This window comes from Sphingomonas natans (assembly GCF_030546695.1).
Taxonomy (GTDB): domain Bacteria; phylum Pseudomonadota; class Alphaproteobacteria; order Sphingomonadales; family Sphingomonadaceae; genus Sphingomonas_I; species Sphingomonas_I natans.
The window spans coordinates 194,245-218,877 of record NZ_JAUOTP010000005.1; the positions used below are offsets into that span (position 1 = coordinate 194,245).

The 24,633-nt window shown below is 66.8% G+C and carries 19 protein-coding genes; 11 read left to right on the forward strand and 8 right to left on the reverse strand.

What is annotated here, in order from left to right; genetic code table 11:
* Positions 1-96: 96 nt before the first annotated feature.
* The 8 genes from Q4F19_RS12695 to Q4F19_RS12730 are packed head-to-tail and all read left to right on the forward strand — an operon-like array spanning position 97 to position 10,057.
* Positions 97-591, forward strand: coding sequence for a TRAP transporter small permease (locus Q4F19_RS12695; protein WP_303543106.1), 495 nt, complete (start codon positions 97-99; stop codon positions 589-591).
* The gene (locus Q4F19_RS12700; RefSeq protein WP_303543107.1) at positions 588-1,889 is read left to right on the forward strand and encodes a TRAP transporter large permease; all 1,302 of its coding nucleotides are present in this window, start codon (positions 588-590) and stop codon (positions 1,887-1,889) included. Before Q4F19_RS12695 ends, Q4F19_RS12700 begins: the two co-directional genes overlap by 4 nt.
* Positions 1,890-1,893: 4 nt before the next feature.
* Positions 1,894-2,928, forward strand: a complete 1,035-nt coding sequence (dctP, locus tag Q4F19_RS12705) for a TRAP transporter substrate-binding protein DctP (protein WP_303543109.1) — start codon at positions 1,894-1,896, stop codon at positions 2,926-2,928.
* Positions 2,929-2,939: 11 nt separating this feature from the next.
* Entirely contained in the window at positions 2,940-4,187 is a 1,248-nt protein-coding gene (locus Q4F19_RS12710) for a CaiB/BaiF CoA transferase family protein (protein WP_303543111.1), read from the forward strand.
* Positions 4,184-6,583, forward strand: coding sequence for a 2-hydroxyacyl-CoA dehydratase (locus Q4F19_RS12715; RefSeq protein WP_303543112.1), 2,400 nt, complete (start codon positions 4,184-4,186; stop codon positions 6,581-6,583). The genes Q4F19_RS12710 and Q4F19_RS12715 overlap by 4 nt, the downstream gene beginning before the upstream one ends.
* Entirely contained in the window at positions 6,580-7,767 is a 1,188-nt protein-coding gene (locus Q4F19_RS12720; protein ID WP_303543114.1) for a CaiB/BaiF CoA transferase family protein, read from the forward strand. Before Q4F19_RS12715 ends, Q4F19_RS12720 begins: the two co-directional genes overlap by 4 nt.
* Entirely contained in the window at positions 7,764-8,951 is a 1,188-nt protein-coding gene (locus Q4F19_RS12725) for a CaiB/BaiF CoA transferase family protein (protein ID WP_303543116.1), read from the forward strand. Before Q4F19_RS12720 ends, Q4F19_RS12725 begins: the two co-directional genes overlap by 4 nt.
* The gene (locus Q4F19_RS12730; RefSeq protein ID WP_303543117.1) at positions 8,948-10,057 is read left to right on the forward strand and encodes a CapA family protein; all 1,110 of its coding nucleotides are present in this window, start codon (positions 8,948-8,950) and stop codon (positions 10,055-10,057) included. Before Q4F19_RS12725 ends, Q4F19_RS12730 begins: the two co-directional genes overlap by 4 nt.
* Positions 10,058-10,059: 2 nt before the next feature.
* Here the strand turns inward: Q4F19_RS12730 and Q4F19_RS12735 are convergent, their stop codons facing one another.
* From Q4F19_RS12735 to Q4F19_RS12755, 5 genes are all read right to left on the reverse strand, one after another.
* Complete coding sequence (locus Q4F19_RS12735) at positions 10,060-11,238, reverse strand: multidrug effflux MFS transporter (protein WP_303543118.1); 1,179 nt, start codon at positions 11,236-11,238, stop codon at positions 10,060-10,062.
* Positions 11,239-11,241: 3 nt separating this feature from the next.
* Positions 11,242-12,009, reverse strand: coding sequence for an OmpA family protein (locus Q4F19_RS12740; protein ID WP_303543120.1), 768 nt, complete (start codon positions 12,007-12,009; stop codon positions 11,242-11,244).
* Positions 12,006-13,505: a hypothetical protein gene (locus Q4F19_RS12745; protein ID WP_303543121.1), complete on the reverse strand. Its 1,500-nt coding sequence runs from the start codon at positions 13,503-13,505 to the stop codon at positions 12,006-12,008. Before Q4F19_RS12745 ends, Q4F19_RS12740 begins: the two co-directional genes overlap by 4 nt.
* Positions 13,506-13,517: 12 nt before the next feature.
* Positions 13,518-15,749, reverse strand: a complete 2,232-nt coding sequence (locus Q4F19_RS12750) for a TonB-dependent receptor (RefSeq protein WP_303543123.1) — start codon at positions 15,747-15,749, stop codon at positions 13,518-13,520.
* A 126-nt stretch (positions 15,750-15,875) separates the two neighbouring features.
* The gene (locus tag Q4F19_RS12755; RefSeq protein ID WP_303543124.1) at positions 15,876-17,258 is read right to left on the reverse strand and encodes an MmgE/PrpD family protein; all 1,383 of its coding nucleotides are present in this window, start codon (positions 17,256-17,258) and stop codon (positions 15,876-15,878) included.
* 102 nt (positions 17,259-17,360) lie between these two features.
* On the opposite strand from Q4F19_RS12755, the gene Q4F19_RS12760 reads away from it, so the two are divergent.
* Together Q4F19_RS12760 and Q4F19_RS12765 are read left to right on the forward strand one after the other, a co-directional pair.
* Complete coding sequence (locus Q4F19_RS12760) at positions 17,361-18,644, forward strand: MFS transporter (protein WP_303543125.1); 1,284 nt, start codon at positions 17,361-17,363, stop codon at positions 18,642-18,644.
* Positions 18,641-19,762, forward strand: coding sequence for a CapA family protein (locus Q4F19_RS12765; RefSeq protein ID WP_303543127.1), 1,122 nt, complete (start codon positions 18,641-18,643; stop codon positions 19,760-19,762). The genes Q4F19_RS12760 and Q4F19_RS12765 overlap by 4 nt, the downstream gene beginning before the upstream one ends.
* Here the strand turns inward: Q4F19_RS12765 and Q4F19_RS12770 are convergent.
* Positions 19,759-20,931, reverse strand: a complete 1,173-nt coding sequence (locus Q4F19_RS12770) for a cytochrome P450 (RefSeq protein WP_303543129.1) — start codon at positions 20,929-20,931, stop codon at positions 19,759-19,761. The genes Q4F19_RS12765 and Q4F19_RS12770 overlap by 4 nt on opposite strands.
* A gap of 75 nt (positions 20,932-21,006) precedes the next feature.
* Here Q4F19_RS12770 and Q4F19_RS12775 point away from each other — a divergent pair, with 75 nt between their 5' ends.
* Positions 21,007-22,008, forward strand: coding sequence for a LacI family DNA-binding transcriptional regulator (locus tag Q4F19_RS12775; RefSeq protein WP_303543130.1), 1,002 nt, complete (start codon positions 21,007-21,009; stop codon positions 22,006-22,008).
* Here the strand turns inward: Q4F19_RS12775 and Q4F19_RS12780 are convergent.
* Together Q4F19_RS12780 and Q4F19_RS12785 are read right to left on the reverse strand one after the other, a co-directional pair.
* Positions 22,005-23,024: a hypothetical protein gene (locus tag Q4F19_RS12780; RefSeq protein ID WP_303543131.1), complete on the reverse strand. Its 1,020-nt coding sequence runs from the start codon at positions 23,022-23,024 to the stop codon at positions 22,005-22,007. The two genes, Q4F19_RS12775 and Q4F19_RS12780, sit on opposite strands and share 4 nt — an antisense overlap.
* Positions 23,021-24,127 (reverse strand): CapA family protein, encoded by a 1,107-nt coding sequence (locus Q4F19_RS12785; protein WP_303543132.1) that lies wholly within the window; start codon positions 24,125-24,127, stop codon positions 23,021-23,023. The genes Q4F19_RS12780 and Q4F19_RS12785 overlap by 4 nt, the downstream gene beginning before the upstream one ends.
* Between the last annotated feature and the right edge of the window lie 506 nt (positions 24,128-24,633).

Below are 24,633 nucleotides of genomic sequence, written 5' to 3' on the forward strand. Positions count from 1 at the left end.
GGCACAGCTTCTTCCGATTCTCTTCGCTTGACCATTGGTTGTAGAACTCTACTATTATCGACAAATAAAAAACGCCATCACCGAGAGGACCTAGCCTTGGGAAAGCCAAATCCCGTCGCGGATCGACCGCCGCCGCCCCAAGGGCCGCTGGCGCGGGCCGCGTTCCTCGTTGGTGGTGCCGGCCTGCTGATCGCCACCCTTATCGATTCGCTCGCCGTGCTCGGTCGCCATACGGGCTTCGCTTTCCTTGGATCGATCGAGATCGTCCAGTCCGCCGTCGTCCTCGCCGCGTCGGGCGCGATCATCGTCGCCACGCTCGCGCGCAGCCACGCCGCCGTCCACATCCTCACCGATCGCCTGTCGCCCGCCGCCGCCGGCCGCCTCGCCCATATCGCCGCCGCGCTCGCGGCGATCGTCTTCCTGTGCATGGCTATCGGTAGCGGCTGGCTGATGGTCGAAGGCTGGGGCGGGCACGAACGCACCGAATTGCTTCACATTCCGTTCCGCTGGCTGCGCCTGATCTGGACGCTCGCGGCCGCGCTCGTTGCGGTCCTCTTCCTGATCCAGCCCTGGCGGAGGCGCGGCGCATGAGCGGTCTGATCGGCCTCCTCGGCATCTTCTGCCTGCTCGGTTTGCTGACGCTCGGCGTGCCGATCGGCGCCGCGCTCGGCTTTGTCGGCCTGGGCGGCCTCGCGTTGATGATCTCGCCCGAGGCCGCGATCATCAAGCTCGGCGTAATCTCGTTCGAGACCGTCTCGCGCTACGAGCTCGGCGTGCTGCCGCTTTTCCTGCTCATGGCGCACCTGTGCTTCGCCGCGGGCGCGAGCCGCGACTTCTTCGATGCCGCCGCGCGCTTCATCGGCCACAAGCGCGGCGGGCTCGCGCTCGCCTCGATCGGCGGGTGCGCGGGCTTCGGCGCGATCAGCGGGTCCAGCCTCGCCACCGTCGCCACGATCGGCTCGGTCGCGCTCCCCGAAATGCGCCGCGCTGGCTACAAGCCCGGCTTCGCCGCGGGCGCGCTGGCGGCGGGCGGCACGCTCGGCTCGCTCGTGCCGCCGTCGGGCGCGCTGATCGTGTTCGGCATCATCGCCGAGCAATCGATCGGCAAGCTCTTCGCCGCCTCGATCATCCCCGGAATCAGCCAGGCGCTCTTCTACATGGCGACGATCGCGATCCTGTGCGCCTTCCGCCCCGAATTCGGCCCGCCCGCCGCGCGCGCCACCTGGCCCGAGCGCCGCGCCGCCTTCCGCCGCATCGTCGACGTGCTGTGCCTGATCCTGTTCGTGATCGGCGGGCTCATGATCGGCTGGTTCACGCCGACCGAAGCCGCCTCCGTCGGCGTGATCTGCGCCACCTTGCTGTGGATCTTCCGCGGCGGCTTCACGCTCGCCGGCTTCGGCGAGGCGCTCGGCTCGACGTTGCGCACCAGCGGCATGATCTATGTCGTCGTCATCGGTGCGATCCTGTTCGCCGCCTTCATCAGCGTCACCGGCCTCGCCGACCAAGCCGCCAGGGTCGTGACCGATCTCCACGCCAGCCCCACGCTCGCCATCCTCGCGATGGCCGTGATCCTGCTCGTGCTCGGCTCGTTCCTCGACGGGCTCGCGCTGATGCTGCTGACGACGCCGATCTTCCTGCCGATCGCCGTCAGCCTGCACATGAGTCCCGTGTGGTTCGGCATCTTCATCGTCCGCACGATGGAGATCGGCTTCGTCCACCCCCCGCTCGGGCTCAACGTCTACGTGATCCAGGGCATCGCCAAGGACATCTCGCTCGGCACGATCTTCCGGGGCGTCGCGCCCTTCCTCGTCGCCGATTTCCTCCATCTGGGCCTGCTGATCGCCTTCCCCGCGCTCAGCCTGTGGCTCCCCGGCATGACGGCGGGCTGAGGCGATGCGCATCCTGATCCTCGTTCTGTTCGCCCTACTCGCCGCCTGCCAGCGCACGCCGCCCGGCGAGCACATGCTCACCTACGCGACCCCCTACCCGCCGAGCCACCCGTTCAGCCGCGCCGACATCACCTGGATGAAGTGGGTCGAGGAGAAGAGCCACGGCCGCCTGCGCATCCGCCCCTATTGGGCGGGTTCGCTCCTCTCGTCCGACATGAGCATGGCCGAGATCCGTCACGGCGTCGCCGATATCGGCTTGATCACGCCCATCTACACGCGCGGCAGCGTCCACCTGCTGCGCGTCCAGTCGGGCTTCTACGGCGGCGTGCGCACGATCGACGATCAGGTGAAGATCTACGACTGCCTCCAGGCCCGCTTCCCCGAGATCGGCCGCGAGATGGACGGGCTCGTCACCCTCGCCGTGCAGGGCGGCAATTTCCCAGGCGTGCTCACCCGCGGCAAGCCGATCCGCAGCCTCGAGGATTTCCGTGGCCTGCGCCTGCGCGCGCCGACCGAGAATAACGAGATCCTCCAGGCGCTCGGCACCGATCCGGTCAACATGCCGATGGCCGAGGTCTATTCGGCGCTCGCCAAGGGCATCATCGACGGCGTCGTCGCGCCCGCCGACACGATCAAGAGCCTCCACTTCAACGAGGTCGCCAAGAGCTTCTCGTCGATCCGCTTCAGCCGCGGCGCCTATCCCGCGCGCGCCATCTCGGAAAAGACGTTCAGGCGCCTGCCCCCTGATCTCCAGCGCATCCTGCTGGCCTCGCGCCGCGTCTGGGAAGCCGCGCTGGAGACCGAGCTCCTGAAGGCCGAGGCTGCCGGCATTGCCTTCGGGCAGGAGAAGGGCATCCAGGTCGCACCGATGCCGCCCGCCCAGCAGGTCCGCTTCGACGCGCTCTACAACAAGTTCGCGCTCGATCAGGCGCGCCGCCTCAAGTCGCTCGACATCGAGGCCGTCCCCGTCTTCGACGAGGCCCAGCGCCTCGTCGCCAACCCCGCCTCGGCCGCGCGCTGCGCCGCCGCCTCTCTGTGACCGGAAACACAATGGACCTCTCCACGCTCGGCCGCCCACTCGAAGGGCTCCGCGTCATCGATCTCACCCGCGCGCTTGCCGGCCCCTACGCGACCCTCTTGCTCGCCGGCCTCGGCGCGCAGGTGATCAAGGTCGAGGATCCGCGCGGCGGCGATCTCGCCCGCGAGAACAGCCCGTATGTGGGACGCGACGGCATCGTCGTCGAGCGCAAGCATGACGACGACGTCTCGATCTCGCACCTCACTCGCGGGCGCGGCAAGCATGGCGTAAGCCTCAATCTGAAAGCCCCCGAAGCGGCCGGCATCTTCGCCGATCTCGTCCGCTCGGCCGACATCGTCGTCGAGAATTTCAGTGCCGGCACCGCCGATCGCCTCGGCGTCGGCTACGAGGCCGCGAAAGCCGCCAACCCGGCAATCATCTATTGCTCGCTCTCCGGCTTCGGCGCCGACGCGCCCGAGGGCGGCAAGGCGATGGACGTGATCATCCAGGCCTTGTCCGGCGCGATGTTCGCCAGCGGCGATCATGACGATCCGCCTGTCCGCATCGGCGTGCCGATCGCCGACATGCTCGCGCCCGTCTTCTCGGTGATCGGCATCCTCTCGGCGCTCGAACAACGCCACCGCACCGGTGTCGGCCAGCATATCGACGTCTCGATGCTCGGCGCGCTCACCTCGTTCGTCGCGATCGAGAATTGGTCGGCAATGGCGGCGGCGGGCATGGGCGCCCGCACCGGCCTCACCGTCCGCCGCCTCTCCCCCTTCGGCGTGTTCGAATGCGCGGACGGCTATGTCGCGCTCGTCGCCGTGCACGAGAAGATGGCACAGGGCCTGTTCCGCGCGATGGGGGCGCCAGAGCTGGGCGAAGAACCCCGCTTCGCCAGCCGCGACGCGCGCGTCGCCAATGCGCATGCGCTGGAAGACCGGATCAACGCCTGGTCGCGGACATTGCCCGTCGCGGAGGTCGTCCGCTTGCTGGAGGCCGAGGGCGTCCCCACCGCCCCCGTCCGCCACCCGGAAGAAGCGCTGCTCGATGCCCGCGTCGTCGCGCGCGAGGAGACGATGCCGATCGCGCACCCGTCTTATCCCTCCACCGTCGACCTGCGCACCGCCGGCATCCCGATCCGCTTCTCGGGCGCGACGACGGGCTTCGATGACGTCCTCCCGGTCAGCATCGGCGAGCATAATGCGGACATCTACCGCGACTTGCTCGGCTACAGCGACGCGGACATCGCCGCGCTGCAGGCGAAGGGCGTGATGTGAGCGCGTCGGTCGCGATCGACGCGCTGATCGCCGCCTTCGATCGGCCGGACGAGGTGGCCGCGCGGCTGTCGGCGACCGGGCACACGGTCGTCCGCACCCTCGGCAGCGACGCCCCGGTGGAGCTGATCCGCGCGACCGGCGCCGTGCCCGTCCGCCTCGTCGCGCCCGAAAGCGGCACCACCCCACGCGCCGATGCGATCGCGGGCCAAGCGCTGGGCGCGCGCGGCCGGCGGCTGCTCGAACGCCTGCTCGATCCCGACCTCGCCGAAATCCCGATCCTGATCACCCATTCCGACGCCGAACAGCCGGCGCTCCACGCCGCGATCCGCGAACTGCGGCGGTTGGGCGAACCCGCCCCGGCGCACGTCTACCTCCTCGACCTGCTCCACCTCGATCGCCCCTCTTCCGCCGACTATAACCGCCTCCGGCTGGCGGAATGCGCCGACTGGCTGACCGGCATCGCCGCCGCGCCCGGCGACATCGCCGGCGAGATCGCGCGTTCCGCCGAGCAAGCGGCCCTGCTCGCAAAGATCGACGCGCTCCGCACCGCCCCCGCACCGCGCCTTACCGGCGCACAGATGCTCGCCATCGTCGGCACGGCCTCGATCCTCCCGCCGGAAGAGCATATCGCCCACCTCCACACGATTCTCGCAGGCGCGGATGCCCTGCCGGCGCTCGGGAGCACCACCCGCGTCTATGTGACGGGCACCCCCCACGACAGCGCCGGCCTCTATCGCCGCATTGAAGCCACCGGCCGCCTGATCGTCGGCGAGGCCTGGCCCTCCCGCGACACGCCGCACGCCAGCACCGATTCTATGATATTGCTCGCCGCGCCCTTGCTCCGCGTCCCGCCGGTCCTGCGCATGCCCACCGAAGCCGCACGCATGGCAGTTGAGCAAGCGACCGCAATCGGCGCTTCCGAGATCCTCCATCTCGCGCTGGAAGGCGACGAGCGCGCGCCGTGGGAGCTCGCCGCGCTTACCAAGGCCGCCCCCACCGCCATTCCCGTCCGCTCGCTCCGCCTCAAGGCGCTCGATACGCCCGATCTCGACGCCCGCCTGCGCGGCGATGAACCTGCTCGCCCAGCCAAGCCTAGCCCACCCAAATCAACTGCCCCTGTCCCCGCCGACAAGCGCCAGGCTCGCAGCCGCAAGTCGCTCGCCTCGGTCGCCACTTTCGGTACCTATCAGCGCGAATGGTTCGGCGAGGTCCGCGCGCGCGTCGCCGCCGGCGAGCCCTTCGCGATGGTCAATGCCAACGCGCCGCAGGAAATCCTCCGCGCGCTGGATATCCCGTTCGTCGTCAATCAATGGTGGGCGTCGATCGTCGCCGCCAAGCAGCAGTCGCGCCGCTATCTGGACCTGCTGCGCGAGCGCGGCTTCCCGACCGATGTCGAGGCGTATAGCGCACAGGGGCTCGCCGCGACGTTCGACATCGATCCCGACAACGCCCCCTGGGGCGGCCTCCCCACGCCCGATTTCGTCCACGCGGTTGTCTCCAGCGATCCGACCCCCGCTTTGTTCGCGGAGTGGGCCGACGCCGCCGGTGCCGGCTGCTATCTCTACGAGCGCACCGTCGATCCCCGCCTCACGATCGGCACCGATTGGTGGGACGACCTGCCCGAGCGCTGGGACGAGGTGCTGGAGCCCGCCCGGATCGACCTGCTCGTCACCGAACTGCGCGACGTGATCGGCAGGCTGGAGCGCGCCACCGGCCGCCTCTTCTCGGCAGAGCGGTTCGAGGCGGTGATGACGCTCGTCAACGAGCAGGAGGACTATTACCGCCGCACCCGCGACATGATCGCCCGCGCCCGCCCCGCGCCGATCGGCATCGTCGACAGCATGCCCGCGACGATGGTCCCGCAATGGCACCGCGGCACCGAATGGGCGCGCGACGCGGCCAAGGCCTTCCACGACGAGGTCGCCGACCGGATCGCGGCCGGCGACGCGGCGGTGCCCAATGAGCGTGTCCGCCTGATGTTCGTCGGCCGGGGCCTCTGGAGCGACATGGGCTTCTACCAGCGCTGGGAGGAAAGCCACGGCGCCGTGTTCGTCTGGTCGATGTATCTCGCGCTCGCCGCCGACGGCTATATCCGCAGCACCTCGGGCGGGCGCGATCCGATGCGCGCGCTCGCCGCCCGTTTCCTGACGATGGGCGACGAACTGCGCCTGCCCGGCTGGGCCGGGCCTTGGCATGTCCACGAGGCGAAGACGCACGGCGTCCACGGCGCGGTCGCGCTCGCCGATGCCGATCCGTTCGTAATTCGCGCGCTCCGCCACGCCGGCGTTCCGGTGCTCGAACTCGGCACAGACAATTTCAGCGCGAGCGCGGACGAGCAGGCGCAGGTCCACGCCCGCGTCACCGCCTTCATCGAGGGGCTGGAGGTGCCCGCATGACCGCGCTGGAAGGCCTGCGCGTCGTCGATTTCTCGCGTTTCCTGCCCGGCGCCTATGCCAGTTGGGTCGCCGCCGACATGGGCGCCGACGTCGTCCGCATCGAGCATCCGCGCGAACTCGCCAAGCAGGCGGCGATGTTCGGCAAGGGTGCCGACATGGAGGCCGAACGCCGCCGCCGCGCGCGCCCGTCCTACGTCCGCAACAAGCGCAGCCTGCTGATCAATCCCGGCCACGCTCACGCGCACCGCGTCCTCCACCCGCTGATCGCGCGCGCGGACGTGCTGATCGAGGATTACCGTCCCGGCATCATGGCCGGCATGGGCCTCGGCTACGCGGCCATGGCGGCAATCAATCCCGGCCTCGTCTACTGCTCTGTCTCGTTCGCCGGCCAGACCGGCCCCCTCGCCGACCGCGCGGGGCACGATCCCGCCGCGCTCGCGCTCGCCGGCACGCTCTCGCGGCTCAATGGACTCCCCACGCCGACCCTCCCAAGTCTGCAGGTCGCCGACGTGCTGACCGGCGCGCACACGACGATCGCGATGCTGCTCGCTTTGCAGGCCAAGAGCCGCACCGGGCGCGGCCAGCATGTCGATGTCGCGATGAGCGATGCGAGTATGTCCCTCCTGCTCGTCAATCTCGGCCGCACCGACGATGCCGATGCCCTGCCCGAACTCGGCAAGTGGCACCCCAAGGGCGGTGTCTGGGTCTGCGCCGATGGCGGCTATCTGTGCACCACCGACATGGAGCCGCGTTATTGGGCGCGCTTCTGCGAGGCGATCGGCCGCCCCGATCTTGGCCCGCGCCAGCAGGACACGCCCCACCACCCCGACATGCAGCGCGAGATCGCCGCCGTGATCGCCACCCGCCCCCGCGACGAATGGGTCGCCCTCCTCGCCACCGCCGACACGCAGGCGCAGCCCGTATTGTCGATGGCCGAGGCGATCGCCCACCCCCACCACCGCGCGCGCGGCATGGTCGTCGACGTGACCCTCCCCGGCGCGGAACCGCTGACCCAGCTCGCTTTGCCGTTCCACCTGCTCGACACCCCCGCCGTCGCGCCCGTCGCCGCCGGCGATCCCGGCGCGGACACCGACGCGATACTCGCCGAACTGGGCCTCTCCGGCGATGCCGAGGCGCTCCGCGCCGCCGGCCTGTTCGACGACGCCAAGGGAGCCACAGCATGACCCCCCTCGCCGGCATCACGATCCTCGACCTGACCCATGCACTGTCCGGCCCGACCTGCACCCAGATGCTCGCCCAGCTCGGCGCCGAAGTCATCAAGATCGAGCCCCCCAAGGGTGGCGACGACTTCCGCCATTATACCGAGCATGCCGGGCTCCCCGGCCTCAGCCTCCCCTTCGCCGCCGTCAACGCCGGCAAGCGCTCGATCGCGCTCGACCTCAAGAGTGAGGCCGGCCGCGCGATCCTGTTCGATCTCGCCGCGCGCTCCGATGTCGTCGTCGAGAATTTCCGTCCCGGCACGCTCGACCGGCTCGGCATCGGCTTCGACAGGCTGCGCGAGATCAAGCCGGCGCTGATCTGCGCGTCGATCACCGGCTTCGGCCAGTCCGGCCCGTTCCGCGATTGGGGCGCCTACGATCATATCGCCCAGGCCATGTCCGGCATCGCGATGATGAACCAGACAAGCGAAGGCCCGCTCAAGATCGGCATGCCGATCATCGACAGCTTCAGCGGCTATCTCGCCGTCATCGCCATCCTCTCGGCGCTGCGCCAGCGCGACCTGACCGGCGAGGGCGCCGTGCTAGACGTGGCGATGCTCGATGCGGCGCTGAAGCTCAATGCTGTCAACTTAAGCACTTATTTCTACACGGGAAATGTTCCGAAAGGCACCGGCAATCGTGGTTTCCGCCTGGTCGCCACCGCCGAATATTATCCCACCAGGGAGGGCTGGATCGCCCTCGGCGCCAACCACCAGCCCCAAGTCGAAGCCCTCTTCCGCGCGCTAGGCGCCCCAGACCTCATCGAAGACCCCCGCTTCCACGACCACCCCGCCCGCGTCGCCCATTATGACGAGCTCAAGGCCTGGCTCACCGAACGCCTCTCGCACCAGACCGCCGCCGAATTGGAGACCCTCCTCACCACCGCCCGCATCCCCGCCGCCCGCCTCCGCGACATCGGCGAGATCGCCGAGGACCCTCACATGACCGAACGGGGCCTCCTCCAACCCGCCACCCTCCCCGGTCGCCACGACCCCATCACCGTCCTCGGCAACGGCTTCGCCCCCGCACCTTCTCACACCCGCCCCACCGTCCCCGCGCTCGGCGCAGACGGTCGCGCGATCCTCACCGAGCTCGGCCGCTCGCCTCGGGAGATCGATGCGCTGGAAGCAGCCGGCGTCCTCGGATGAGCGACCCAATCGAGATCCTGCTGCTCGGCGACCTGATTCTCGACGTTCCCGATCCGGATCACTGGCTCGCCGGCATCGCCCCGCTCACACGCGCCGCCGATCTCGTCATCGGCCATCTGGAGGTGCCCCACACGCGCCGCGGCCAGGAACTGCAAGGCGACGTCCCCGCCCCCGGCGCGGATCCCGATCATCTCGCCGCCCTCGCCCGCGCCAACATCCGCATGCTTTCGATGGCCGGCAATCACATCGCCGACTGCGGACCGGAGGGCATCGCCGACACGATCGCCGAACTCGCCCGCCTCGGCATCGCGCATAACGGTGCCGGCGCCGACATCGTTTCCGCGAAAGCGCCGGCGCGGATACAGGTGAGTGGCCGATCCGTCAGCCTGCTCAGCTACAATTGCGTCGGCCCGGAGCTATCCTGGGCAGCCGCCGACCGCGCAGGATCCGCTTATGTAAACGTCCTCGCAGCCGACGGCGGCCCCTCCCGCCCCCAGGCCGACCTGGTCGAAGCCGATCCCGCCTCGGTCGCTTCCATGATCACAGACATCGTCGCGGAGCGCCCTCGCGCCGATCTCCTCGTCGTCGCCCTCCATAAGGGCATCACCCATCGCCCCGCCGCGATCGCGCCCTACGAGCGCGCGCTTTCCGATGCCGCAATCGAGGCCGGCGCCGATGTCGTCGTCGGTCATCATGCGCACATCGCGCGGGGCATCGAATTTCACGACGGCAAGCCGGTCTTCCACGGGCTGGGCAACGGCGTGGTGGTGACTCATGCACTGAGCCCCGGCCAAGGCCACGCTGCGAGAGCGGAGTGGGTCGAAAGGCGCAAAAGCATGTTCGGGTTCGAGCCCGACCCGGCTTACGCGCTTGCACCTTTTCACCCCGAAGCGGCCAACGGCATGATCGGAAAGCTGCTATGGCACGCCAACGGTCGAATAGAAGCGGGCTTCGTCCCGATATGGTTCGAACCGCCTGGGCGCCCCGTCCGGCCTAGCCCGCATCAGCGCACCGAGATCAAAGATTATATTATTCGGATTTCGATCGAGGCCGGTCTCGCGCCTTTGATCGCCGACGATCAGGGCTCTTGGATCTCGCTAAAATAGCGTCACGGCTGCGCTGCGCGATTGCCGCTCTGCAATGCGACGCCGAGAAGCGCGAGCGCCGCGATGACAGCAGCCGGCGCTACCGGGTTGTGCCAGGGCAACAGCGCCACGCCGAGCGTGGCGAGCGCGCTTCCCGCCATCTGCAGCGCGCCGTAGATGCTGACGGCCGTTCCTGCCCGGCCGCGCACGGCGGACAGCGCACACGTTATGGCGTTTGGCGTGACGAGGCCGCCACCAAAGGCATAAGCCACCATCGGTGCAACAAAACAGCCGATCCGGTGCTGCTCCGCCGCCGCAGCGACGAACAACGCTACAGCAGCGAGCGCCGCAATCGCCGTGCCGCCGGTCATTATCGACCGCGCCGGGCAACGCGCTGCCAGAGCGCTTGCGGTGAGCGCGCCGCCACCCGCGCCAAGCGCGACAATTCCGTAATAGACACCGAGCCGAACGGGATCGGCCGCATAGAATCCGACGAGTAGGAAAGGCGACGCCGCGAGGAACACGTAGAGCCCGCCGCTCAGGGCCGTTCCGATGAGGAGATTGCGCACATAAACCGGGTCGCGTGCCAGCCTTCCCCAAGCCGCTAGAAGCGACGACCCGTCCGCAGGGTCGACAGCGTGCGTTTCCGCGATCCAAAGCCAGATCGCCAACCCGCATGCCGCGCCGAGCACCGCGAGTATCGCAAAGATCGCGCGCCAGCCCAGCGTCTGGGCAATTACGCTGCCGATCACCGGCGCTAGCATAGGCGCCAGCATCACGATCGCGGTGAGCAACGCCATGTCGCGCGCACCGCGACCGCCCTCCTCGTCTCCGACCATGGCGCGCCCGGCAACCAGCCCGCTGGATGCGCCGAGCGCCTGGATCACCCGGCCAACGAGCAAAGCCCCGATCGACCCTGCCACCCAGCACAATACGGAGCCGGCGACGAACAGGATCGTGCCGCCGATGAGGACGGGTCTGCGCCCCAGCCGATCCGACAGCGGACCGATGACGAGCTGCCCGACAGCGACGCTTATGAGGTAGAAGGTCAGCGCAAGCTGCACCGCGGAACGATCCGAATGCAGCGCCGCTGCCGCCGCCGGCATCGCGGGTACGAACATGTGAATCGCCAGCGATCCTAGCGCGATGATCGCGGCGAGGAGGAATATCCGGGCAACCGGCGATGCTCCGCCGCGTGTCACAAGCTAGAAGACTGCCGATATATCGACGCGCCGGCGCGACGCGTCGGGCAGATCATCCGCTTCCGCCACGGCGACAGGCCCACCGGCGGCGCGCCAGCGAACCTTGATCGTGCGGCGATCGATGCCCAGCCGAGCGAGCGCCTCGCCGATTTTTTCCGCCCGGACCCGCGCGATCGCCGGATCCTCTGCGATCATACGGCCGGAAACGTTCGTCGGGATCGTCGCGGCATAGCCGGTGACGGTAATCGCGCGCGGCTTGGCCGCGCGCAGCCAGGTAATCGCCTCGTCCAGCAGATAATCATCATATTGGTAGATCAGGAACGCGGCATCGAAATCGAAGAACAGGTGGAAGCTGCGCGCCGCATAGGGCCCGGGCGGCGTGTCGCGCGGCACCGCTGCCGGACGGACGTTGCGGACCGGCAGCACGAACTTGCGTCCCGTAAAGCCCTCGGCAGGCAGCATCTGGCGCGTGCACGGCCCCGGCAGCACCGAGGTCCGCACCGCATCTAGGACGACGCCACCGCACACGTCGCGCGCGCCGGACGAGACGTTGCCCTCGACCAGCACCTCGTGGTTCCAGTCGGGCTTTGAGGGCGAGACGCTGACGTCGTAGCGCAGCCCCGTGGCGCGATCGTCCGCCAGCCAGCAGCCCGATTTCTTGCCCGAATCCGCGTCGCGATAGATTGGGCAGGTGATGAAGCGCACCGTGGAATCGGGCGTCGCGGCACCGGCACCGGTAGCCAGCAGCACAAGAGCGGCGGCGGCCCTCACAGCACGCTCATCAGATTGACGAGGTCCTGTTTCTCCTGCTCGGTATAGCCGATCTTGTAGCGCCGCTCGTAGAAGTCGACGACGCCGCGAAGATCCTTTGCCACGCCGTTGGAAAAATATGGCGCGCGCGCCGAAAGCCCGCGCATCGACTGGAGCGTGATCTTGCCGACGTCGGCGCACCGCCCCGTCGTCAACGCATAGCCCGGATCGCTCGTGTAGATGACACGCCCATAATGCGGATGCGGCGGCCCCTTGCAGGTGATGCGGAACAGCGGCAGCCACGGCATCGGATCGGCGAAGGGCTGGTTGGTCGTGCCGAGATCCACCTGTCCCGGCGCGACGTCATTCCCCATCTGCGTCATGTTGTGACAGAAGACGCACGAGTTGCGCACGGGATTGCCGAAGCCGATCGGCGAATTGATGCCGGCGCTGTCCGAGATCAGGAAGGTCTTGTCGCGGAACACCTTGGCGCCGCGCGCGACCGAGGCGCGGAACGCCGCCTGCTTGGGCGAGAGCCCGGGCGCGGGCTTCTCCCATGCCTCGAACTCGCTCCATACCGGCCGACCGATGCTGCCAAGCTGGCCGGCTTCCGAATTCGCGAGCTTGGCCGGGCCGCCCTCGGCGCCGCCCGTGTCGACACGGCTTCCCGCGGCATCGATCTGCTGCGCGGCGAACACGCGGCTCTCGAAATCGACGATGCGCGCCATGTCGGCTGCGTCCATATGCTTGAGCAAGGCAAGGTGGGTCGACGAAGCATCGCGCATCTGGGCGTTAAGCGTCCCGGCGCGGCCGTCCGCCATCAGATTGCCCGACATCGGCTTCCCGCTCTCGGGATCGAGCGGCAACGGCATGCCCTGCTTCGGATCGTAGGCGAAACCGACCGCAAGCAGATATTTGAGGTTCGCGACCGGCCGCGGACGCCGGTAGACCGAAATCTTGCCCTTGTCCGGCCCGAAGCCGCCCGAATTGCAGGTGGTGGGATCCCGCACGACCTCGATGTCGAAATCGGCCTTGATCGGCTTGCCCGCAACGTCCTGGGCCGGCCACGGCCGCTGGATCCGGATCAGGCCGTGATCGAGCAGCAGCGAGTGCGAAGCGCGCTCCGCCTGCGGCAAGGTCGGGCAGTCCGAGCCATCATAGGCCGCGAACAGCGGGTCCTTGCCCGCGGTTCGGTCCCAGCGATCCTGCGCACTCTTAGCCGACAGCGACATTGAGTCCGCCGGCTGGTGGCAGGTGACGCAGGCGCGGCCGCTCGGCCCGACGGCACTGAAGAAGGGATGGCCGCGGGTCTCCATCGGCCCGTCCTTCAGCAGGACGCGAAGAATGCCGCCGGGATTGCCGTAATCCTTGGACGCCTGGAAAGTCCTGCCGCTGTCGGGCGACCACCAATCGTCGTCTGCCTGCGCGCCGACAGAAACCCCGGCGACCAGCGCCGCCGCCGCAACCGCGAGGATGATCGACGCCGTGCCGCGATGGCGTCGTGCAACGTCGATCATCCCCATGTGGCGTTAGAACTTCGCAACGCCGCGGATGCCGTACGTGCGCGGAGCGCCGTAGATGATGCCGCCATCCGCGCTCGACGAACTTTGCACCTGCGAGGCGATGTACGTCTTGTTAGTGAAGTTCGAGACATAACCTTCGATCTTGTACTGGCGCGTGATCTGGAACGTCAGGCGCGCATCGAAGACATTGCGCGAGGGCACGATCGTGTTGAAGCTCGGGAACGGTGTCGCGACCTGCTGCGCGAGGTGCGACCATTGGACGCGCGGCGTGAGCGACTTGCCATCTGGGTTCAGCTCGACCTCATACTGAATGCCGGCATTGATCGTCCACTTTGGCGAAAAGGGCAGGACGCGACCGTCCGGCACGAGCCGCAGGTTGGCAGGGCAGCCTGGGTCCGTGCCCGCCGAGTTGGTATCGGTGATGCAGGTGGCACCATCAAAGCGAGCATGAAGATATCCGCCGCCCGCATTGAAGCCGAGCGCACCGAACTGCCCGGTGACTTCAAGCTCCGCACCATACGACTTGCCGGCGGCCGCATTCTGCGTGACCGGCAGCGTGCCCAGCAGGCTCGACAGCTGGATGTCCTTATACTTCGAATAGAAAACGTCGCCGTTCACGCGCAGGCGATTGTCGAGGAACTGCGTCTTGAAACCGGTTTCGTAGACGCGGTTGGTCTCGGGTCCGAAATTGGGCGTCCCAATCGTCAGGTTGACGCCGCCCGCCTTGTAGCCCTGCGACGCGGTCACGTAGAGCAGGTTGCGATCAAAGTGATAATTGAGGCCGACCTTGCCGGTCACCTTCGTCGAATGCTGGACACCGATCACGCTGGCGCCGGGCGGCACGGCACCGGCGGGGATCAAGCGATTATAGATCTGCTCGTCGTCCGAATAGCGGGCGCCGGCGATCGCCTCGAGCGCTGGCGTGAAATACCAGTTCACCTGGCCGAACACCGACTTGGTGGTGTTCTCCGCGCGTGTCTGGAAGGTCGAGGTGGACGACACGAAATCGAGGACATTGTTGTTGTCGCGGCGCGAGAGCGTGTCGACGAACTCGTTGAGATAGAAGCCGCCGACGACCCAGTTTAAGTCGCGCTTGCCGGTCGAGAGCAGGTTCACTTCGCCGATGAACGTGTTGATGTCCGTATTGACGCGGCTGACGCGGCCGACGGCGTTGGCCGGCGGGCGCGGTCGCGCCGTCGCGGTACGGTCGCCGTCCGTCTGATCGACCGTGTGGAGATCCTGATACGAGGTCATCACCCGCAGATCGACGCTCGGCACCACGGCGACGCGCACCTCACCCGACAGCTTCCCGCCATGCTGATTCTGCAGCGACCGCGCATCCTCTTCGATCACGAACGGATCGGTCGAGACAGTATCGTTCCGCCGCTTGACGGCATTGTTATCCGACTTGGAGTTGAAATAATCGCCACGAATGTTCGCGCGCAGCACCTCGTTCGGTGACCGCACCGCCAGGTTGAAGCGGGCCGCGTTCAGATCGACGTTGCCGGGCTGGCTCGGGCTCGGGCCGATATTGTCGACGAAGCTGTCGCGCTTGTCGTGCACCGCCGCGACACGGACCGCAGCCTCGTCGCTGATCGGCACGTTGAGCGCGCCGACGACCTTCAGCGCGTCGTAATTGCCGTACGTGGCGTCGAGGTAGCCGGAATACTTTTCGAAATCGGGTTCGGGGGTGCGGACGTAGAGCGCGCCACCGGTGGAGTTTTGACCGGTCAGCGTCCCCTGCGGGCCGCGCAGAACTTCGATCGTCCCGATGTCGTAGAAGCTCTGGCCGATGAACTGCTCGTGCGGGATCAGCTGGCCGTCGATGTAGAAGGCGACGCCCGGATTGGACGTCGGTGCGGACTGCGCGATGCCGACGCCGCGAATGTTGATGAACGTCGATCGATTGAAGGTGTTGATCGTCAGCGACGGCGCGACCTGCTGCAAGTCGGCGATGTTGTTGACGCCCTTGCGCGACAGATCGGCCGCATTGAGCACGGTCGCCGAGATCGGCACGTCCTGCAGGCTCTGCGAGCGCCGCTCGGCCGTCACGACAATGTCTTCGAGCCCTTCGCTCGGCGCGGTCGTCGCCGGCGCCAGATCGGCCGGCGTGGCAGAGGGGGAGGAAACCTGGTCCTGCGCCGCGGCGTTCTGCGCGTTGGCGGATTGTGCGATCAAGAGGGTGAACAGGGCGGCGCCAGCACAGAGCCGGCTGCGGCGTGCCAAAGTCTGAGACATCGTATCGGTCCTCGCCTGTTACCCGGACGGTCTCTCGTCGTCTCGGGCTTCGATCGTGCTTCCTAACAAGTCAGCGGCCGGCTGCAAGCGTTTTCATTATGTCGCATAACCATTAGTTCGAAGCGCTCACAGTTTCAGCGCGATCGCCGCATCGCCCGCTTCATCGATCGACCAGATCGCCGCGGCCAGTTGCTCGGCCTGCGCATCCGACATTGGGTGCTTCGCGCGGCGCGCACAGTCCCGAAACTTGGCGGTCAGCCGGTCGTCGTCGATCGGCCGATCCGGGCCGCCGAGCGCGTCCTCGATCGTGTGCTTGTAGCGTACGCCGTCGGCGAGCTGGATCGACAATATTCCCGACGCTGCCTGCGCCATCCCCCAATCCGGCCGAAGCTCGAACCGCACGCGAGCGGCGAGATCACGCTTCGGCACATCGGCGAGCGAGGCGAGGTCATAACTGTCCAGCGTCACCTCGTCGTCCAGCAGCGCGGCCGCGACGGTGAACGGGATCGAGAACTTCGCGTCGATCGCGGTCGTCGGCGCGGCCTTGCGGTCGGCGGGCTCCACCAGCATGCGCTGCACCTCCCCACCAGTAGCGGTGACCGCAAAGATCGCAGCCGGATCGATGCTGTGCTGTGCGCGCAGATATTGCGCGGCCTCGATATAGGCATGCGTGCCGCGGCAGGCAGGCCAACGCTTAAAGGTCAGCCGGTCGATCCAGAAATGCTCGCCCAAGCGGTCGAGCAATCGGCTCGGGTCGTAATGGCCATCGGCATACAACCGAAAGAAGCCGGCCTTGCCCTCGAACGGCGCGTCGAACCCTCGCACGCCCCGCGCAGCCAACTGGCTCGCCTGGACCGCGGACTGCGCCGGGAAAGCCTCGCGCACCGCGCGGATAACGGTATCCGCGCTATACTTGATCTCGCCCGGCATCGTCGTCTGGCACAGCAGCAGCGAGAAGGCATCGAGGGTTTGGCGGGTCGACAGCCGCTGGATGCGCGCTGCCGCGGCCACGGCGCCAAACGCGCCCCGGATCGGCGGCGGATACCAGCCGCCGACCTCCATATCGCGTGTCAGCGCGAGCCCGATTCGGCAAGCAAGATCACACCCGATCGCGATCGCCGTCAGCAACTCCCGCCCGCTGACCGGCGCCGCCGTTCCCAAAGTCGCGAGCACGGCCGGCAGCAGGGAGGCGTTGGGATGACTCGGTGCGGCATCGAACGCGTCTTCGAAATCCAGCGCATGCGCCATCGCACCGTTGGCGAAGGCGGCCATTGCCGGCGTGACCCGCACGTCATGTCCCAGGACGGCCGCATCCCCGTGCCCGCCGCTTATCGCATATTCGACGAACGGCACGACCTCGGAGCTCACCCCGCTCGCGCCGAGCATTACGCCGATCCCATCGAGCAAGGCGCGCTTTGCGGCGTGGATCGTCGTGTCCGGCAAGGCCGCCGCATCATAGGTCGCGACATGCCGCGCCAGGGTTTCGCTCAGCCCGATCGCATCTCCCAAATCGTCTCTCCCCTGTCTTTGAAAGCGCTTTCGCTTGCAGCTTACTGCCGCATCGGCAATGGATGCGTCGAGGCAAATAATGCTCGCAGCATGAGGGGTGGCATGACGAACGCATCGAAGTCGCTGGCCGGAAAGGTCCGCTGGCAGCTCATCATCCCGACCATTCTGTTCATGCTGCTGAGTTCGATCGATCGCGTGAACGTCAGCTTCGCCGCGCTGCAGATGAATGCCGATCTCGGCTTCAGCCCGAGCCAATATGGCTTCGGCGCGGGCATATTGTTCTTGGGCTTTCTGGCCGGACAATATCCCAGCGTCCTGCTGCTCCAGCGGATCGGCTTCCACCGCTGGCTCGCCGGCTGTGCCTTGCTGTGGGGCGCTTGTGCCGGCGGCATGGCCTTCATCGACAGCCGCTGGCAATTCTACGTCCTGCGCGTGCTGCTGGGCTTTGCCGAGGGTGGCCTGGCCCCCGGCATCGTCCTGTACCTGAGCCAATTCGCGACCGAGCGCGAGCGCGCGACGACCTTCGCCATGCCTATGCTGGCCATCCCGATCTCGATCGTCGTCGGCGGGCCGCTGTCGGGCTTCCTGCTCGGCATGCACCCACCAGTCGGGTTCGCGTCGTGGCGCTGGATGTTCATCGGCGAGGCGCTGCCCACCCTGATCTTCGCGGCGATCGCATGGGTTCATTTCCCCGACCGCCCCGCCGATGCGACATGGCTGAGCGCGGACGAAAAGCTGTGGCTCTCTCGGAACGCCGCCAACCGCAGCGAGACGGCGCGCAGGAACGACTGGACCATCCTGAAGCAACCGCTCGTCTGGGCGTCCGCGGCTCTCTGGTTCTGCCTGCTCGCGGGATCGTATGGCATCATCTTCTGGCTGCCGCAGATGGTCAAATCGCTGACCAGCCTCACCCCGCTGGAGATCGGTCTGGTCAATGCTTTGCCCTGGGCAGGCAATGCGATCGGCATCTACATCGGCGCAACGCATTCGGATCGGAGCGGCGAGCGCTTCTGGCACATCGCCGTGCCTGCAACCGTCATGGCAATCGCGATCCTGACCGCCGGCACCGCGGGAGCGAGCGTGGTCGGCCTGATCGCCTTGCTTGTCGCTGGCACCTGCCTCGGCGCGGCGCAAGGCGCATTCTGGGCCCTGCCGACTCGCCTGTTCACACCAGCCACCTTTGCGGTCGGCGCAGTCGCGATCAACATCACCGGCAGCTCCGGCGGGCTGATCGTGCCCTATCTCGTCGGCATCGTGCGCGAGCGCAGCGGCGGCTTCGGCGCCCCCACGCTGATGGTCGCGGGCTTCCTGCTTTTGGCCTCCGTAATCGTGCTCGTGCTGCGCGTCGTCATCAAGGACACCCCGCCCCCCGCTTTGCCCGCATGACATCGTTCGACATCCTGGCGGTCGGGGACGTCGGCGCAAAGCGGGACGATCTGGCGTCGATGTTCGCGCCCGTCCGCGACACGCTCCGAGCGGCGCCGGTCGTGTTCGGGCAGCTCGAGACGGTCATTTCGGATCGCGGCGCGATCGTTCCAAATGCCAAGCTCGCGATGCGGGCGCCGACGACGCTCGGCCCGGTACTTGCCGACGCCGGCTTCAGCATGATGTCCTTCGCCGGCAATCACTGCCTGGACTGGGGTTACGACGCATTCGGCGACACACTGAAGACGATGGCGGCCGCGCGCGTCCGACTGGCCGGCGCCGGCCCAGATCGCGGATCCGCTTTTGCGCCGGTCTACCAGACCGTCGACAATACGACGGTGGCGATGGTCGCGGCCAGCTCCATCCTCCCCGAGGGCTACGCCGCGACCGCTGACAGCCCGGGTTGCGCGCCGATGCGAGCGCATACTTTCTACGAGCAGATCGAGCATGATCAGCCGGGCACTCCGGCGCGCATCCGCAGCCATCCCGACAGGGCTGATCTCGCCGCGCTGACCGCCGCGATCCGCGACGCAAGGGCACATGCCGACGTCGTTCTCGTCTCGCTCCATTGGGGCATCCACATGGTGCGCGGGAGCATCGCCGAATATCAGATAGAGGTTGCCGAGGCCGCAGTCGAAGCCGGCGCGGACGCGATCCTCGGCCACCACCCTCATTTGATGAAGGGCGTAGGCTTCCATCGCGGCAAGCCAATCTTCTTCAGTCTCGGCAATTTCGCGATCGAGCAGCCCCACATCTGGGATCCGGCGATCGTACACACCGCAAGCTTCCGTCACCTCGTCAGCCTCAACCCGACGTGGAGTCTGGAGGCGAGCTACATGCTGCCCGAGGAAACGCGGATGACTGCCATCGTCAGGCTCGTCGTGCGCGACGGTGCGATCGTGGAGACGCGCCTGATCCCGGCGTGGATCGGGGACAATAGCGTGCCTCGGCTGGCGCCGGCCGGTTCGGAAGCGTTTATCCGCATCCGTGATTACCTGATCGAGGTGACTGCCAGCGAGGGGCTCGCAACAGCGATCAACGAAGATGGCGACGAACTGATCGTCGCGGCGACGGTCTAGGCGGGAGCGAACGTGAGCGGCACGCGCAGCGCGCCGATCTCGGGAAAACGCGTCGGAACGATGTCGCCCGCCAGATCGAAGGTCGGCAGGCGCGCCATCATCTCCTCCAGCGCCACCACCAGCTCTAGCCGCGCCAGCGCCGCGCCCACACACATGTGCGTGCCGCGCCCGAAATGCAGCGACTCCTTCATGTTCGGCCGCCCGAGCTTGAAGGTCGAGCCATCCTCGAACACATCCTCGTCGCGATTGGCCGAGGCGTAGACCAAAGCCACCGCCTCGCCCGCCGGGATCGTACGGCCGCGAATCTCGACATCGCGCGTGGGCGTCCGAGCGAAGCCGCGATAGGGCGTATAGAGACGCAGGAATTCGTCCATCGCCGCCGGGATAAGCTCGGGCTCGGCGCGCAGCTTCGCCTGCAGGGCCTGATCGCGCGACAGATGGACCGCGACCGAGCCGATCAAGACGGTCGGCGCGATGATCCCGACCACCAGCACCTGCCGGATCGTGCCGACGATCATCTCGTCGGGAAACGGTTCTCCGTCGACGCGCGTCGCCAGCAGCGCGCTGGTCGCATCTTCCTCTGGGTCGAGCGGCGCGGCCTTGCGATCAGCCACCAACTGGCGGGCCATCTCGTACAGCAGCAGGCTCGTTTCCTTAGTCGACTCCATGTCGTTCGACTGCACCGCGATATTGTAGCGCCGGCCGACATCAGAAAGGGATTCTATCTGAGCGGGCGGCAGGTTCATCCAGTGTGCGAACACACGGATCGGCATCCGCGCGGAAAAGTCTTCGCATATGTCCCCGCCCCCCTTTGCTACCATCGCGTCGAGCAATTCGCGGCATATGTCGCGGATGATGGGCTCGAACCGCGCGACCTTGCGCTCGGTGAGCAAGGGGCTGAGCGTGCGGCGATAGGGCGTATGCTCGGGCGGATCGAGGTGGAGCGGCGGGCGCCGGCCGGTGAAAGCGACTGCGGGCACGACATTCTGCTTCGAGGTTATGAAAGTCCCGCTGTCGGCCGCCGCTGCCGCCACGTCTGAATGCTTCATCAGCGCCCAGAACCCACCCCAAGCGTCGCTGTGCGCGACCGGGCATTCGCCGCGCAGGCGCGCATAGTCCGCGGTCGCGCTATCGAATGTTTCGGGAAGAAGAGGGTCGAAGTCTTGCATAACACTTGTCGTACGAACTGATGAAAACGCTTGCAACCTCTATTCGCAGTCGAATGAGCAGGCTACGCAATTGGCATGTCGGAGCGCCTTCCCCTTCCCAAGATGGGCGACGTCGCGGCGCGCGCGGGGGTATCGTCCGCCACCGTCTCCAGGTTCTTGAATACGCCGGGCATGGTCGCCGCTGCCACTGCCGAACGGATCCGTCGCGCCGTCGAGGAAACGGGCTATGTGCCCGATCTCATGGCGGGCGGGCTTGCTTCCAGCAAGAGTCGCCTCGTCGCTGCGCTGGTGCCGGACATGGCACAATCGATCTTCAACGCGACGATCGAGGCGATGGTCGACGAACTGTCAATCGATGGGCACATCGTCATGCTCGGGCTTACAGGCATCGACAATGGGCGAATGCCGGCCTTGATCTCCGCGGCCCTTTCACGACGGGCCGACGCCATCATCCTGACCGGCATTCTTAGCGACCCGGCGACGCGCGATCTGATGCGCAGCCGCGGCGTCACCGTCATCGAGACGTGGGGACTTCCCGACGATCCAATCGATGTCGCCGTTGGCTTTTCGCATCGTGCTGTTGGCCAGGACATCGCCCACTTCCTGCGCAGCCGCGGCTATGCGAGGCCGCATCTGCTCTCCGCCGCCGGCACCCGCGCGATGGAACGAAGGCAGGGCTTCGTCGACGACTGGCTCGCCTCGGGAGGCGAACAGCCATCGGAACAGAGCTTCCCCAGCCAGACCCGCTTCGGCAACGGACGCGCCGCCTTCCGCCAGCTTCGAGAGCTGGACGTCGTCCCCGACGTGGTGGTTTGCAGCTCGGATTGGCTTGCGCAGGGCGTTCTCGTCGAAGCCATGGCGGCCGGCGTGAAGGTGCCGGACGAGGTCGCCGTGGTTGGCTTCGGCAATCTCGCCATCGCCGCGGAGATGCGGCCGACTATCACCACGATCGATATCGACGGCGCACGGATCGGGCGCGAGGCGGTCAACGTCCTGCGCCGCCGCGCCGCCGGCGAAAAGATCCTCGATCGTCACATCGACGTCGGCTTCCGCCTGATAGCGCGCGAGAGCGCCTAGGGCGTCTCCGCCAGAGCCTGGCGCTTGCGCGCGAAGCGCGGTGCCAGCGACAGCAGGACGATTGCCGCCACGAGGATCGCGGCACCAATCGTCTCGGCCGGCGTCGGCGTCTTCAGCGCCCAGATCCAATGCAACAGATACGCCGCCGCAATCCCCGCAACGAGGCTGGAGGCGCGTTCCATGGGCACGCAATAGCTGTTCTCGCGAGGGTCGAGCAGGATGATCGCGGCGAAGATTGAGATGATCGTCAGCGTAAAGCCGATCCCGGCGAGCCACCAGATCACGGGATCGCTCCAGACGGCCAGGAAGCCCCAGCCGAGTTCGCCCGCCTGCGCCCCGAGCCCGGATGCCGAAACGGCGCCGAGCGCAACCACCGACAAGGGCAGCGCGATCATCTTTTCTTCGACAAAATATTTGCGGATGCTGGCGGACTCGCGGCTCTTCGCCACGCGGGTCATGACCGCCAGCCGGATGAAGTAACCGACCGTGTAGAGAATGACCGTGAGGATCGCGAGCGGCGGCATTCCGAACCCGCCGCGCTGCTGGACTACGAAGGCGAGCGCGACCGCGATCATCACGAGCGCCGCCCAGCTCCACCAACTGACGCGCCGCCCGAACATCAGATCGACGAGCGGCGCGATGATCAGGATGTCGCCGCGCATTAGCAGCTGGATGAACGGGATACTCACCCCCTGGAAGGTGAAGGACAACGGCACGGTGAACAGCACGAGCGCGGTACCAACCCCCGACAGGAAGGTCGCTCCGGTTGGGATCGGCACGCGCGTGCCGGCGACCGTGACCGCATTGGCATCGCGGTGCCAGCCGGACAGCCAGATGAAAGCGTAGGTCAGCACGAGACTCACGATCAGCGACGCGGGCAAGGTCTCCAGCCCGGTCAGCGGGCGCCCAAGCCCAGGATGGACCTTGCTCGTCACGAGTTTCGTGAGGATGATATTGGGCAAATAACTGAGGAAATAGAGCAGCACGATGCCTTCGAGGGATATCCGGCGGATCATGCCAGTGCCTCCAGCACGACCCGATCACCCTCGGCGCGGAAACGGCCGTTGAGATCCGCCTCGCGCGTCACCGCCGTCATATATTCGATCACCTCGCCGAAGCGCGGATCCTCCGGCGCAAGGACGCGGGGAACCGCATCGCGATCGATCCATAGCGGCAGGAACCCGGCCTCGGTGATCCTGCCCTCCGCGACTTCCAGGCGGGCGATCATCGACATTCGCGCGGCGGCGGGAAAATTGTACAGACTGTCGAAATCCGGCACCCAATCTTCCGCCAGCGACTGGATCTCCTTGAAGCTCCTGCTGGCGGCATGCGCGGGATCCATGCGCAGATCACAGGCGAAGTTGCACAACGAATAGAAGACCGGCTTGCCGTCGATTAGCTCCGCGCCCTTCAGGATATGCGCATGCCCGCCGATGATCGCGTCGGCACCCGCCGCGATCGCGGCGCGGGCGACATCCAGTTGATAGTCGGCGATCGTCGCGCGGACGAAGTGAATGCCCCAGTGGTGCGACACCAGCACTATATCCGCCTGTCGCTTGGCAGCACGGATATCCTCTTCCATCGCCGCCAGATCGTCGCGATGCGGATAGGAATGGACGCGCGGCGGCGTGCCCGGCTGATCATGTTCGATCTGCTCGTAGATCGTATGCGCCCGCATCGGCGCACAGCCGGGCCGGCGCTCGTCCGCCCAATAGCTCATCGGCAGGATTGACGAATAAGCCAGTATCGCGACGCGTGTGCCATCGCACAATTGGCGAATCACCGGCTTGCGCGCGGCGGCGATATTTTCGCCTGCGCCGACCACCGCGACACCCGCCGCCTCTAGACGCGCTTTCGTCTCGAAGAAGGCCTCGCTGCCCCAGTCGAGTACGTGATTTCCGGCGCATGATATGATGTCGAAGCCGGCCCGTCCCACCGCCGCGGCTCCCTCGGATGGACATAGCACGGCGTGGCGCGCCTGTGGCAGGCGTGTTCCCCGCTCGGCGAAGCTCGTTTCTAGCTGGCCGAAGACCAGATCGGCGCCATTCAACAGGTCGCGCGTCGCCGCGAAGCACTCGTCCGGCACATCGCGATCCGGCGCGATATCACCGGTCGCCAATATTGTCGGCATATGCTGTCCTGCCTTGCAATTACGAAGAGCCCTTTGAAAGCGCTTTCAACCTGTACAAGCTGTGCGTGGCTTCATCAATCCGGGAGACTCAGCTCAGATTCGGTAATTACGCACGTGCTGCTGTGATTAGCTGCCGAGCAGCTGAGCCTGAGAGAGAGAGAGAGAGAGAGAGAGAGAGAGAGAGAGAGAGAGAGAGAGAGACAGGTCGTCTAATCGCTTGCCAGCAATCGGCCTTCTGCAAAGCTATCGAGCGGGCTCACGAGGATGGCGAAAAGTTGGCGCCCGTCTCGTCCGCTTCGAATTCACCCCTTGGCCTCACCGCGTTGAAGATCTTACTCGGCTCTTCTCGGACCTCGGCAATGACAGGCCCCGACGCGCGGCGTGCGCAAAGGCGGCCATTTCGCGGCACCAGGGCCGAACGCGGTGCCGGGTTCAGCCTCGATCACGCCAACGATATGTAAACGAGCGCGCGCCTGTGGCAAAATCAGCTCGGT